Raw genomic sequence first — 12,976 nt, 5'->3', positions numbered from 1 at the left:
ATCCTGCCCGTGGACCGGGGGATCCTCGAGCGCGACCGTGAAGTCGGGCAGCTCACGGTCGCCGCGCGGGAGGCGGCTGCCGGGGCCGGTTCCGTGGCGCTCGTTTTCGGCGAGGCCGGGATCGGCAAGTCCAGCCTGGTCAGGGCGCTGCCGCCGGCGCTCCCCGCGGACGCCCGCACCCTCGTCGGGCAGTGCGACGACCTCACCACCCGGCGCCCGCTGGGCCCGTTCACCGACCTCGTCGGAGCCGTCGGCCCCCACCTGACGAAGGCCCTGGCGGACGGCGGGGACCGCCAGAGGGTGTACGACGCCCTGCGTACCGAGCTGAGCGCGCCTCCGCACCCGGCCGTACTGGTCGTCGAGGACGTGCACTGGGCCGACGAGGCCACCCTCGACGCCCTCCGCTACCTGGTCCGGCGCATGCCGCAGCTGCCCGCGCTGCTCGTGCTCACCTACCGCGACGACGAGCTCGGCCGCGAGCACCCGCTGCGGCACCTGCTCGGCCAGATCCCGCGCGCCGACCGGCTGCACCGGCTGCCGCTGCCGCGGCTGAGCGAGGCGGCGGTACGCACCCTCGGCGCGGGCAGCCGCCTGGACCCCGCGGAGGTGTACGCGGTGACCTCGGGCAACCCGTTCTTCGTCACCGAAGTGCTCGCCGACGGGCAGGCGGGCGGAGTGCCCCCGACGGTCGTGGACGCCGTGCTGGCACGGCTGAGCGGGCTCGCCCCCGCCACCGTCGACGCCCTGGAGCAGCTCGCCGTCGTGCCGACGGCCCTGGAGCGGTGGCTCGTCGACGCCCTGGTGCCGGGCGGCATCCAGACACTCGCCGCGGCCGAGCAGCGCGGCCTGCTCGTCGTCGCCCCCGACCGGGCCGGCTTCCGGCACGAACTGATCCGCCGCGCGCTCGCCGACTCCCTCCCCGCCGCCCGTCGCATCGCGCTCAACCGCGTGGTGCTCACCGCCCTGCTGGAGTACCCGAAGTCGGCGTCCTGCGAGGGCGGCGGCTCCTGCGACCTCTCGCGCATCGTGCACCACGCCGCCGAGGCCGGCGACCTTGACGCCATCTCCCGGTACGGCCCCACCGCCGCGGCGGCCGCCTCCCGCGCGGGCGCGCACCGTGAGGCGGCCGCGCACCTCGCACTCGTACTGCGGCAGCGCGGGCGCTACGAGCCGCCGGAACTGGCCACGCTCCTGGAGCAGTACGCCATCGAGTGCTACACGCTCGGCGACTCGGAGCAGGCCGTCGCCGCCCAGCACGAGGCGGTGGCGCTGCGCCGCGAACTCGGCGACCACCGCAAGCTCGGCGCCGACCTGCGCTGGCTCTCCCGCATCCACTGGTGGGCGGGCGATGTGCCGCTCGCGGACCGGGCCGCCGCCGAAGCCATCGCCGTCCTCGAACGCGAGGGCGACCCCGAGCTGCTCGCCCTCGCCCTCAGCAACCAGGCCCAGCTGCACATGCTCGGCGACCGGCACGCGACCGCGATCGAGATCGGCGAACGCGCGGTGGCCCTCGCCCGCGAACTCGGCGACGCCGGGCTGCTGTCGCACGCCCTCAACAACGTCGGCTGCGCCCGCTGGCGCAGCGGCGACGCGGCGGCCGGGCGGCCGGTGCTGGAGGAATCGCTGGCGGTGGCGCTCGCCTCCGGCGAGGTGGAGCACGCCTGCCGGGCGTACGTGAACATCGTCTGGAGCCTGCTGGAGAACCTCAGGTACGCGGACGCCGACCACTTCCTCACCGCCGCCATGGACCTCGCCGACCAGGCCGAACACCTCGGCTTCCTCGGCTACATGTACGCGGAGCTCGCCATGCGCGAGCTCGCCGCCGCCCGCTGGGACGCGGCCGCCCGCGCCGCGGAGCTGGCCGTGGGCCTGCACGTCCCGGCCCGCTGCCCGGCGCTGACGGTGCTCGGCAGGATCCGGGTGCGCACGGGCCGCCCCGGCGGCGAGGAGCTGCTGGCGCAGGCCTGGGAGCTGGCCGTACGGACCGGGGAGCTGCAGCGGACCGGGCCGGTGGCGGCGGGGCTGGCGGAGGCGGCGGCGCTACGCGACGACCACGAGGCGGTGGTGGCAGCCGCCCGGCCGGTGTACGAGCAGGCACGGCGGCTGGGGGTCGCCCACCTGCGCGCTGAGCTGGGGTACTGGCTGCGGGTGGCGGAGGCGCCGACGGGCAGTCCGAGGGCGCCGGTGGCCACCGCGGGACAGCCCGTGGGCGGTTCTGCGGGCGGCCGGCCGCATCCCTACGACCTGCAGGCCGCCGGGCGGTGGCGGGAGGCCGCCGCCGCCTGGCAGGACGCCGGCTGCCCGTATGAGCGCGCCGCCGCCCTGGCCGAATCCCCGCTGCCCGAGGACCGGTTCGCCGCCCTGGCCCAGCTCGATGCCCTCGGCGCGCGGCCGCTTGCGCGGGTCGTGCGGGCAGGGCTCAAGGCAGAGGGCGTGCGCCACATTCCGCGCGGCCCGGCGCCGGCGACTCGGCGCAACGCCGCCGGGCTGACCGGCCGCCAGCTGGAGGTGACGCGCCTGCTGGCGCGGGGCCTGACGAACGCCGAGATCGCCGCCCGCCTGGTGTTGTCCGTACGCACCGTGGACCACCACGTCGCCGCGGTGCTGGAGAAGCTGGGCGCTCCGACCCGCCGCGACGTCCTCGCCCGCGCCGCAGATCTGGGTCTGCTCCCGGCCCGGCGACTCGACTAGGGAGCCGTCCCGCTCTAGGCAGCCCGCCGGCCCGGAATGGGCAATGGCCCCCGATACGCGCCCGCACTCTCCCCGCGTAGAACTGCCCCATCACAGCCGTTCGAGGGGGAACAGCCAATGACCACCACACCCGTCCAGGCCGCCCGCCGAGACCTCACCGGCTTCCGCGGCCGGCTCACCGGGCCCGGCGACGCGGGCTACGACGAGGCCCGCACCATCTACAACGCCATGCACGACAAGCGCCCGGCCGTGGTGGCCGGCTGCACCGATGCCGCCGACGTGGCCCGCGTTGTGCGGTTCGCCCGCGAGCGGCAGCTGCCGCTCGCGGTGCGCGGCGGCGGCCACCACGGCGCGGGTCTCGGCTCCGTGGACGACGGCGTCGTGCTCGACCTGTCGCCCATGAACTCGGTCAGCGTCGACCCGGACCGCCGCACGGTGCGGGCCGGCGGCGGCGCCGTCTGGGGCGAGGTGGACCGGGCCACGTACGAGCACGGCCTCGCCGTGCCCGCCGGGATCATCTCCACCACCGGCGTCGGCGGCCTCACCCTCGGCGGCGGGGTCGGGCACCTGACCAGGCGCTGCGGGCTGACCATCGACAGCCTCCTGGAGGCGGACGTGGTGCTGGCGTCCGGCGAGAGCGTACGGGCGAGCGCGGAGCAGAACCCGGAGCTGTTCTGGGCGCTGCGCGGCGGCGGCGGGAACTTCGGCGTCGTCACCTCCTTCACCTTCGCCTTGCACCAGGTCGGCGACGTCATCGCCGGGCCGACGTTCTGGCCGGTGGAGCGGACCGCCGAAGTCCTCACCGCCTACCGGGACTTCATCGGCTCCGCCCCGCGCGACCTCAACGCCTTCTTCCTCGTCGGCGCGGTGCCGCCGGCCCCGCCGTTCCCCGAGGACCTCTGGGGCGACAAGATCTGCGGCGTCGTCTGGCACTACGCCATACCCGACCTGGAGGCGGCCCAGCGGGAGATGCGGCCGCTGCTCAACGCCCTCCCTGCGCCGCTGCTGCACGGTCCGCACGAGGTGCCGCACCCCGGCATCCAGGCCGCCTTCGACGGCCTCTACCCGCCGGGCGACCAGTGGTACTGGCGCGCCGACTTCGTCCGCGACATCCCGCAGGAGGCGGCCGAGCTGCACGCCAAGTTCGCCGCCGAGCTGCCGACCGGCAAGTCGACGATGCACCTGTACCCGGTCGACGGGGCGGCGCACGACGTCTCCGCCGAGGACACGGCCTGGTCCTTCCGCGACGCCAAGTGGGCGTCGGTGTTCGCGGGCGTGGACGGCGATCCGGCCAACGCCGACCGGGTCAGCCGCTGGACGGTCGACTACTTCGACGCCCTGCACCCGTACTCGATGGGCGGCGCCTACGTGAACATGATGATGGACGAGGGCCAGGAACGGGTCCGCGCCAGCTACCGCGGCAACTACGCACGGCTGGCGCGCATCAAGGCCGAGTACGACCCGGAGAACGTCTTCCGCATCAACCAGAACATCGAGCCGTCGGCCGCCTAGAGCCGGGGGCGCCTAGACCGCCCGGTCCAGCCCGTACGCCCGCCCCGCCGTGCCCGACCAGAACGCGTCGCGCCCGGCGGGGCTCAGGCCTGCCGTCAGCGCCTGCGCTGCCTCCACCACCTCGCCGTACGAGGCCGCCAGCCGGCACACCGGCCAGTCCGAGCCGAACATCAGCCGGTCCGCGCCGAAGGCCTCCAGCGCCGTATCCGCGTACGGGCGCAGGTCCTTGACCGACCAGCGCCGCCAGTCGGCCTCGGTCACCAGGCCGGAGAGTTTGGCGACGGTGTTCGGCTGGGAGGCGAAGGTGCGGAGGTCGTCGGCCCACGGCTGGAGCTCGGCGTCGGCGATCGGGGGCTTGCCCAGGTGGTCGAGTACGAAGGTGAGCCCGGGCACCTCGCGGGCCGCGACGGCTGCCGCCGGGAGCTGATGGGCTCGCACCAGCACGTCGTACGCGAGGCCCGCCGCCTCGACCGCGCGCAGGCCGCGCAGCACGTCCGGGCGCTCCAGCCAGCGCGGGTCGGGCTCGGCCTGCACGCCGTGGCGGATGCCGACGAGGTGCTCGCCGCCGGGGAGTTCGCGCAGCCTGGCGAGCTCGTCGGCGACGGCGGGGGACGTCAGGTCGGTCCAGCCGACGACGCCCGCGACCAGGTCGCCGGCCGCGGCCAGCGACAGGAACTCCGGGGTCTCCGCCGCCACCGGCACGGTCTGCACGAGGACGGTGCGGGTCACGCCGTGCGCGCGGGCCTCCGGCTCCAGGTCGGCGAGCGCGAAGTCGCGGCGGATCGGGGCCATGTCGGGGCCGGTGATCCAGTCCTGGTCGCGTACGGACAGATCCCAGACGTGATGGTGGGCGTCGGTGACAGCGCTCACGGTCGCGGCTCCTCCACGATGACGACGTCGAGCGTGCGCGGCCCGTGCACGCCTTCGACCCGGTCCAGCTCGATGTCGCTGGTCGCGGACGGGCCGGAGATGAAGGTGAGCGGCCGGGTGGGATCCAGCCGCTCCAGCGCCTCGGGCACGTCCTCGGCGATCTGCGATGAACGCACCACGCACAGGTGATAGTCGGGCAGGAGTGTCAACGCCCGCCGCCCCTGCCCGGGGCCCGCGTCGAGCACGATGGTGCCGGTGACTGCGATGCCGACGGCGCAGGTGGTGAGCACGCCACCGGCGGCGTCCAGGGTCCGTACGGTCAGCGGCGGCTCATCGGTGAGCACCGCGAGATCGTCCTCGCCGGGCAGCAGGTCGCCGGGGAAGCCGTCGGGCACGACGAGACTGCGCACGCCGCGAGCGTCGAGGGCCCCCGCGATGACCTTGCGGGCTTCGCGGGCGCGGGTGCGGGTGACGGTGGCCCGGTAGTCGGCGACCCGCTCGGCGAAGAGCGCGATGCGGTCGGGGCCCGCGTGCGATCGCGCGTAGGCGCGCGGCACGGCGACATCCTCGGGCCGCTCGCCGTCCGGGACGTCGGCGAGAGCGGACCTGATCCGCCCGAGGATGGCGTCCCGGGCCGCGGGCGCGCGCTCGGCCGCGGGGGGCCGTCCGGCTGCGGGGTCCTGTCCGGCCGCGGGAGCCCGTCCGGCCGCGGGGTCGGTTCCGGGCGCGGGGTCGGTTCCGGGCGCGGGAGCCTGTCCGGCTGCGGGGTCCCGTCCGGCCGCGGGAGCCTGTCCGGCCGCGGCCGCGTCGGTGGTCGCCCGCTCAGCCGCGCCCGCGCTCACGTGCCCGTCCGCGCTCACGTGCCCGCCCGCACTCACCCGCCCGTCCCCGCTCCCAGGCGCGCCCGCCGCGCCCTGCGCGCCCTCCGCCTTCTCGTTCGCGTCGTCCGTCACGACTTCCCCTCCCCACGCGTCCGCCGCCACCACGCGCGGAAGCTCTCCTTCGCCGGCACCGGCGTGTCCCGCGTGTCCGACCAGCGCTTCAGCGGCCCGGGCAGCCGCCCGATCCGCCCGCCCCGCGCGACCACCCGCGCGCCCACCGCGCCCATCCGCTGCGCCCACCCCAGCCGCCGCGGCGAACTCAGCACCCCGGCCGCCGCCTTCATCGCCAGCGCCTCCGGCGACGGCACCGGGCCGCGCTTCTCCTCCACCGCCTGCGCTCGCAGGTGCACCAGCACCTCCGGGATGTTGATCTTCACGGGGCAGGCGTCGTAACACGCCCCGCACAGCGTCGAGGCGAAGGGCAGCGAGGCCGCCTGCTTGTCCGCGACTCCGACCAGTTGCGGTGTCAGCACCGCGCCGATCGGGCCGGGGTACACCGACCCGTACGCATGGCCGCCCGTCCGCTCGTACACCGGGCAGACATTCAGGCACGCCGAGCAGCGGATGCAGCCCAGCGCCTGCCGGCCCACCTCATCGGCCAGCGTCGACGTCCGGCCGTTGTCGAGCAGCACCAGGTGGAAGTCCGACGGGCCGTCGCCCTCCGTCGTGCCCGTCCACATGCTCGTGTACGGATTCATCCGCTCGCCGGTCGACGACCGCGGCAGCAGCTGCAGGAAGACCTCCAGGTCCGCGAAGGCCGGCAGCACCTTCTCGATGCCCATGACCGTGATCAGGGTCTCCGGCAGCGTCAGGCACATCCTCCCGTTGCCCTCGGACTCGACCACCCCCACCGTGCCGGTGTCGGCCGCCGCGAAGTTGGCGCCCGAAATCGCCACCTTCGCGCGTAGGAACTTCTCCCGCAGATGCAGCCGCGCCGCCTCCGCCAGATCCCGCGGCTCATCGGTCAGGTCGTCCGGCGCCGCCCGCCCCCACTCCCCCATCGCCCCGCGGAAGATCTCCCGGATCTCGGCGCGGTTCCGGTGGATCGCCGGGACCAGGATGTGCGAAGGCCGGTCGTCGCCCAGCTGCACGATGAGCTCGGCCAGGTCCGTCTCGTACGCATTGATGCCGGACTCTTCGAGCGCCTCGTTGAGCCCGATCTCCGCGGTCGCCATCGACTTGACCTTGACCACCTCGGTCTGCCCGGTGGCCTGCACCAGCGCGGTGACGATCCGGTTGGCCTCGGCGGCGTCCGCGGCCCAGTGGACCGTGCCGCCCGCCTTCGTCACCGCCCCCTCAAGGCGCGTCAGATGCGTGTCCAGGTGCCGCAGCGTCCGCCGCTTCAGCGCCGCGCCCGCGTCCCGCAGCTGCTCCCAGTCCGCGAGCTCGCCGGTGACCGCGAGCCGCTTGTCGCGGATCGTGCCGGTGGCCTTCCGCAAGTTGGTGCGGAGTTGCGTGTCGCCGAGGGCCGTACGGGCGGCTTCGGGGAAGGCGGGGGTGCCCAGCCAGGTGACGTTGTCGTGCTGTTTCTGCTCGGCCATCAGGCGTCTCCCTCCTGCGCAGCCAGGATCTCGGCAAGGTGCCGCGTGCCCACGCCCGTACGCAACCGGGAAAGGCCGCCGCCGATGTGCATCAGACACGAGTTGTCGCCCGCCGTCAGCACCTCGGCGCCGGTCGACTGCACGTGCCGCATCTTGTCGGCGAGCATCGCGTCCGACGTGTCGGCGTTCTTCAGCGCGAAGGTGCCGCCGAAGCCGCAGCACGACTCGGCGGCGGGCAGCTCGACCAGGTCGATGCCGCGGACCGCGCGCAGCAGCTTCAGCGGCTTGTCGCCGACGCGCAGCATGCGCAGCGAGTGGCAGGTCGGGTGGTACGTCACCCGGTGCGGGAAATACGCGCCGACGTCCGTCACGCCGAGGACGTCCACGAGCAGCTCGGACAGCTCGTACACGGGCGGCGGCTCGACCTCCGGATCAAGCACCCGGTGATAGTCGCGCACCATCCCGGCGCACGAACCGGACGGCGTCACCACGGCCTCGTAACCGGCGAAGGCCTCCGCGAAGCGGCCCACCATCGGCTTCGCCTCCCGGCGGTAGCCGGTGTTGAAGTGCATCTGCCCGCAGCAGGCCTGCCCGGCCGGGAAGTCCACGGTGTGACCCAGCCGTTCCAGCAGGCGGACGACCGCCTTGCCGGTGTCCGGGAACATCGTGTCGTTGAAGCACGTGATGAAGAGCGCTATCCGCATGGGGTCAATACTCTCCCGGGACCGGCACATCCGCTCCCAGCAGCCCCTCTTCCCGCAGCTGCCGCCACAACTGTCCCGGTATGGGATGCCGCATCGCCGCCGCGGCGTCCGCGGCCTCGGCCGTGGACCGGGCGCCCGCCAGCACGGTCGCGACCGCCGGGTGCCCGAAGGGGAAGTTCAGCGCGGCGGTGCGCAGCTGGACGCCGTACGACCTGGTGATCTCCTCCATGCGGCGGGCGCGCTGCCGGAGCTCGTCGCTCACGGGCGCGTAGTTGTACGTGGCGCCGGGGGCCGCCGGGTCGGCGAGCAGGCCGGAGTTGAAGACGCCGCCGATGATCACCGACTTGCCGCGGGCCGACGCGGCGGGCAGCAGCTCGGCGAGGGCGGGCTGCTCCAGGAGGGTGTAGCGGCCGGCGCACAGCACCGCGTCGACGTCGGTGTCCTTCATGAACCTGGCCAGCATCTCCGCCTGGTTCATGCCCGCGCCGATCGCTCCGACGACACCCTCGGCGCGCAGCCGCTCCAGCGCCGGGTAGGCCTCCCGGAAGGCGGCCTCCTCGTGCCGGTCGGGGTCGTGGATGAGCGCCACGTCGATACGGTCCAGGCCGAGCCGCTCCAGGCTCTCCTCGATCGAGCGGCGCACCCCGTCGGCGGAGAAGTCCCAGCGGCGGGTGTACGTGCCGGGGCTGGCGAAGCCGTGCCGCAGGTCGTCGCCGTCCCCGCCCGGGGGTACGAGGAGCCGGCCGACCTTGGTGGACAGGGTGTAGTCGGCGCGGGGCTTGGCGCGCAGCGCCTCGCCGAGGCGGCGCTCGGAGAGGCCTACGCCGTAGTGCGGCGCGGTGTCGTAGAAGCGGACGCCCTGCCGCCAGGCGGCCTCGACGGTCGCGGCGGCCGTGTCCGCGTCCACGGGCTCGTACAGGCCGGCTATCGAGGCGCCGCCGAAGCCGAGCGCGGTGACGGGGACGGTGCTGCGGCCGAGGGTGCGGACGCGCAGCGGGGAGGGGGGGTCGGTGGTCGTCATGGTCACTGCCCTGCCGGGCGCAGCCGCAGACCCTGCATGCCGCCGTCGACGGCGAGGGCGGTGCCGGTGACGGATGCGGCGGCCGGTCCGGCGAGATAGGCGATGGCCGCCGCCACCTCGTCGGCGCTGACCAGCCGGCCGAGCGGCTGTCTGGCGTTGAGTGCGGCCCGCTCCGCGTCCGGGTCGTCGGCGGCGTCCAGCAGCCGGCCGACCCACGGGGTGTCGGCGGTGCCGGGGTTGACGCAGTTGACGCGGATGCCCTCGCGGACGTGGTCGGCGGCCATGGCGAGGGTCAGCGACAGCACGGCGCCCTTGCTGGCGCTGTACAGGGCGCGCTGCGGCAGGCCCGCGGTGGCGGCGATGGAGCAGGTGTTGACGATCGCGGCAGTGCCCGGACGGGCAGTGGCAGCGCGGCGCAGGTGGCGGAGGGCGGCGCGGGTGGTGCGGACCATGCCGAGGACGTTGACGTCCAGGACCCGCTGCCATTCGGCGTCGTCGTTGTCCTCGACGGTGCCGGCGGCGCCGATGCCCGCGTTGTTGACCAGGATGTCCAGGCCGCGCAGGTCCCCGGCCGCCTCGCTGACGGCCGCCTGCACGGAGGCGTCGTCGGATACGTCGGCGGCGTAGGCGCGCAGCGGTGCCTCGGCCGCGTCCGGCTTCAGGTCGAGTACGGCGACGTCCGCGCCGCGGGCGGCGAGCAGCTGCGCCGTGGCCAGTCCGATGCCGCTGCCACCCCCGGTGACCAGCGCCTTCAGCCCTTCCAACTCGGCGCTCATCCGGCCGCCTCCTCGCTCTCGGCTTCCCAGTACGACCCGCCTGGATAACGGTACGTCGCGATCGACTCCGCTTTGAGCTCGGCGCCGAACCCGGGCTCCGCGGGCGGGAGATAGCGGGCGCGCTCGATCCGTACCGGCGTCTCGAAGTGCTCGTGGAGGTGGTCGACGTACTCGATGGCGCGGTCGTCCATGGTCCCGCTCAGCGCCACGTAGTCGAACATCGACAGGTGCTGCACCAGCTCGCACAGCCCCACCCCGCCCGCGTGCGGGCACACCGGCACCCCGAACTTGGCGGCGAGCAGCAGGATCGCGAGGTTCTCGTTCACGCCGCCGACGCGGGTGGCGTCGAGCTGCAGGATGTCGATGGCGCCGGCCTGCAGCAGCTGCTTGAAGACGATGCGGTTCTGGCAGTGCTCGCCGGTGGCGACCTTGACCGGGGCGACGCCCTCGCGGATCGCCGCGTGGCCGAGGACGTCGTCCGGGCTGGTGGGCTCCTCGATCCAGTACGGGTCGTACGGGGCGAGGGCCTTGACCCAGTCGACGGCCGGGGTGACGTCCCAGCGCTGGTTGGCGTCGATGGCGATGCGGATGTCAGGGCCGACGGCGGCGCGGGCGGCGCGCATGCGGCGCAGGTCGTCGTCGAGGTCGGCGCCGACCTTCAGCTTGATCTGGGTGAAGCCGTCGGCGACGGCCTGCTTGGCGAGGCGGGTGAGCTTCTCGTCGCTGTAGCCGAGCCAGCCGGGGGCGGTGGTGTACGCGGGGTAGCCGCGGTCGCGGAGGGTGGCGGCGCGGTCTTGGGCGCCCTCGCGGCCTTTGCGAAGCAGCTGCAGCGCGTCCTCGGGAGTCAGCGCGTCACTGAGGTAACGGAAGTCGATCTGCCGGACCAGCCACTCGGGTTCGGCGTCGGCGAGGAGCTGCCAGAGCGGCTTGCCCTGCCGCTTCGCGGCGAGGTCCCAGGCGGCGTTGACGGCCGCGCCGATCGCCATGTGCATCACGCCCTTCTCCGGGCCGAGCCAGCGCAGCTGGCTGTCGCCGTTGAGGTCGCGGGCGAGGGTGCCGGGGTCGGCGCAGAGGGCGGCGACGGATCTGCCGACGAGATACGGCCGCAGGGCGTCGATGGCGGCGACCTGGATGTCGTTGCCGCGGCCGATGGTGAAGGTGAAGCCGTGGCCTTCGAGCCCGTCCCCGGCGTCGGTGCGCAGCACCACGTAGGCGGCTGAGTAGTCGGGGTCGGGGTTCATGGCGTCGGAGCCGTCGAGTTCGCGGGAGGTGGGGAAGCGGACGTCGTACGTGTCGACGGAGGTGACGACGGCGGACGCGCTACCGGGGATCGCTGCCATAGGCGTGAATATTCATCAGACCAATCGCTCGCGTCAACAGGCGAAGTGCAAGAGACTCGACGCAGATGGGGCTCATTGCTCCGATGACTCGCGCATGACTGGCCGTTCGGTCGCGGAAGGGCCGTTCGGCCCCATGCGCCGGCCGACAACGCGGCGCAATCATGTGCTCACGCCTCGTCCCGCCGATCCGTGACGTGGGGCAGGGCACGTTGGGGGGAAGGAAGGCCGGCCCGGTTCTTTGAGCGGCGCCGGGCCGGCCCGAAACACCCAAGCCGCGGCGACCGGCGGCACCCCGGCATTTGACCTGGCTGCCGGGCTACCGCATCCCGAACGGTCGCCGCGGCTGCCCCTTGCGGGGCCGAGCGCTCCCACCCCAACTCGCGCCGCTTCTCAGCGCGACCCGTGCTCCTCCCGCTGTCGCGTCGGCTGCTCGCTCGCCGCCGAACCTTGGATGTGCCCACCCACCCGCCCGTTGCTGTGTGCGGGCAGGACCAGGTAGGTCAGCGCCAGGCCCGTCAGGCTCAGCGCCGCCCCAGCCAGGCCGGTGAAGCGCAGTGCGCCCGCGGACACAATCAGCCCGCCCAGAGCGGAGCCTGCAGCCGCGCCGAGGTTGAAGGCGCCGACGTTGACGGCGGTGGCCAAGGTGGGAGCGGCGCCGGCGTGGCGCATGATCAGGCCCTGCAGCGGGGCGATCGTGGCGGTGGCGAGGAGTCCCAGGACCAGGACGGCGAGCACCGCCGTGGGCTGCCACAGGACGGCGAACGGGACCGCGGCGAGGACGCCGGTCAGCCCGCCGAACACCCCGCGTACCGTCGCGGACATGGCCTTGTCGGTCAGCTTGCCGGCGGCCAGGTTGCCCAGGAAGCTGCCGGCTCCATAGGCGAGCAGCAACCCGGACACGGCGGCCGGCGAGAAGCCCGCGACGCGAGTGAGCAGCGGCGTGATGTAGGTGAAGACGACGGCGACGCCGGAGAAGCCGACCGCGGTCGTGGCGACCGCCAGCAGCACCGGCTTGCGCAGCACCACCCCGATCTCGTCCCGCAGCCGGGTGGCCGGCGCCTGCTGCCTGGGCAGCACCAGCGCCAGCAGCGCGATGGCCGCCAGGGTGAACACGGTGAGCACCGCGAACGGGGCACGCCACCCCGCGGCATGCCCCAGCAGCGACCCCAGGGGCACCCCGAGCAAGGTGGCCACGGTGAAGCCGGACGCCACGGTGGCAATGGCGGAGCCGGTCTTGTCCTCGTCCACCACACTCGTGGCCATCACCACCGCCAACGCCAGGAATGCGGCGTGGCTGAGCGAGGAAACCACCCGGCCGGCCAGCAGCACCGCGAACGTCGGCGCCAGGGCACTCAGCGCGCTGCCCGCGGCGAACAGCAGCATCAGCCCGATCGCCAGGCCTTTACGGGGCAGGCGGGCGGTCAGCATGGTCACCGCGGGACCGCCGACCACCACACCGAGGGCGTACGCGGTCACCGCCTGCCCGGCGGTGCCCTGCGACACATGAAGGTCCGCACCGACCTCGGGCAACAGGCCCGCGACCAGGTATTCGGACGTACCGACAACGAAGACGCTCGCGCAGAGGGCGGCGAGCCGGGTAAAGCTCTTGTCCATACCCGGACGCTAAAGTCTCACATCAA

10 protein-coding genes are annotated in these 12,976 nt (G+C 74.0%); 2 read left to right on the top strand and 8 right to left on the bottom strand.

Annotated elements, in window-relative coordinates; translation table 11 throughout:
- Positions 1 to 9 precede the first annotated feature (9 nt).
- On the top strand, positions 10 to 2,691 hold the full coding sequence (locus tag ACNNMR_RS30870) for an ATP-binding protein (protein WP_419997961.1): 2,682 nt from the start codon (positions 10 to 12) through the stop codon (positions 2,689 to 2,691).
- Positions 2,692 to 2,808: 117 nt separating this feature from the next.
- Positions 2,809 to 4,203, top strand: coding sequence for an FAD-binding oxidoreductase (locus ACNNMR_RS30865; RefSeq protein WP_419997960.1), 1,395 nt, complete (start codon positions 2,809 to 2,811; stop codon positions 4,201 to 4,203).
- A gap of 12 nt (positions 4,204 to 4,215) precedes the next feature.
- On the opposite strand, the gene ACNNMR_RS30860 is transcribed toward ACNNMR_RS30865, so the two are convergent.
- The 8 genes from ACNNMR_RS30860 to ACNNMR_RS30825 form a co-directional block, all read right to left on the bottom strand.
- A complete protein-coding gene (locus ACNNMR_RS30860; protein ID WP_419997959.1) occupies positions 4,216 to 5,073 on the bottom strand; it encodes an amidohydrolase family protein in 858 nt (285 codons plus the stop codon).
- Positions 5,070 to 6,026 carry a LutC/YkgG family protein gene (locus tag ACNNMR_RS30855; protein ID WP_419997958.1) on the bottom strand — a complete coding sequence of 319 codons (957 nt, stop codon included), beginning with the start codon at positions 6,024 to 6,026 and terminating at the stop codon, positions 5,070 to 5,072. Before ACNNMR_RS30855 ends, ACNNMR_RS30860 begins: the two co-directional genes overlap by 4 nt.
- On the bottom strand, positions 6,023 to 7,495 hold the full coding sequence (locus ACNNMR_RS30850) for a LutB/LldF family L-lactate oxidation iron-sulfur protein (protein WP_419997957.1): 1,473 nt from the start codon (positions 7,493 to 7,495) through the stop codon (positions 6,023 to 6,025). The genes ACNNMR_RS30855 and ACNNMR_RS30850 overlap by 4 nt, the downstream gene beginning before the upstream one ends.
- Complete coding sequence (locus ACNNMR_RS30845; protein WP_419997956.1) at positions 7,495 to 8,199, bottom strand: (Fe-S)-binding protein; 705 nt, start codon at positions 8,197 to 8,199, stop codon at positions 7,495 to 7,497. The genes ACNNMR_RS30850 and ACNNMR_RS30845 overlap by 1 nt, the downstream gene beginning before the upstream one ends.
- Positions 8,200 to 8,203: 4 nt before the next feature.
- Positions 8,204 to 9,193 carry an aldo/keto reductase gene (locus ACNNMR_RS30840; protein WP_420000543.1) on the bottom strand — a complete coding sequence of 330 codons (990 nt, stop codon included), beginning with the start codon at positions 9,191 to 9,193 and terminating at the stop codon, positions 8,204 to 8,206.
- Between the two features lie 29 nt (positions 9,194 to 9,222).
- Positions 9,223 to 9,996, bottom strand: coding sequence for an SDR family NAD(P)-dependent oxidoreductase (locus ACNNMR_RS30835; protein WP_419997955.1), 774 nt, complete (start codon positions 9,994 to 9,996; stop codon positions 9,223 to 9,225).
- A complete protein-coding gene (locus ACNNMR_RS30830; RefSeq protein WP_419997954.1) occupies positions 9,993 to 11,336 on the bottom strand; it encodes an L-fuconate dehydratase in 1,344 nt (447 codons plus the stop codon). The genes ACNNMR_RS30835 and ACNNMR_RS30830 overlap by 4 nt, the downstream gene beginning before the upstream one ends.
- Before the next feature lie 390 nt (positions 11,337 to 11,726).
- Complete coding sequence (locus tag ACNNMR_RS30825) at positions 11,727 to 12,950, bottom strand: MFS transporter (protein ID WP_419997953.1); 1,224 nt, start codon at positions 12,948 to 12,950, stop codon at positions 11,727 to 11,729.
- Positions 12,951 to 12,976 lie beyond the last annotated feature (26 nt).

This window comes from Streptomyces boninensis, assembly GCF_048572725.1.
In the GTDB taxonomy this organism is placed as follows: domain Bacteria; phylum Actinomycetota; class Actinomycetes; order Streptomycetales; family Streptomycetaceae; genus Streptomyces; species Streptomyces boninensis.
Note: the sequence above shows the minus strand (reverse complement) of the source record. Positions and strands in the feature narration are given on the sequence as shown.

Coding starts and splice junctions, on each gene's coding strand:
- ACNNMR_RS30865 (WP_419997960.1), top strand. CDS start 2,809: ATGACCACCACACCCGTCCAGGCCGCCCGCCGAGACCTCACCGGCTTC.
- ACNNMR_RS30850 (WP_419997957.1), bottom strand. CDS start 7,495: ATGGCCGAGCAGAAACAGCACGACAACGTCACCTGGCTGGGCACCCCC.
- ACNNMR_RS30845 (WP_419997956.1), bottom strand. CDS start 8,199: ATGCGGATAGCGCTCTTCATCACGTGCTTCAACGACACGATGTTCCCG.
- ACNNMR_RS30835 (WP_419997955.1), bottom strand. CDS start 9,996: ATGAGCGCCGAGTTGGAAGGGCTGAAGGCGCTGGTCACCGGGGGTGGC.
- ACNNMR_RS30830 (WP_419997954.1), bottom strand. CDS start 11,336: ATGGCAGCGATCCCCGGTAGCGCGTCCGCCGTCGTCACCTCCGTCGAC.
- ACNNMR_RS30825 (WP_419997953.1), bottom strand. CDS start 12,950: ATGGACAAGAGCTTTACCCGGCTCGCCGCCCTCTGCGCGAGCGTCTTC.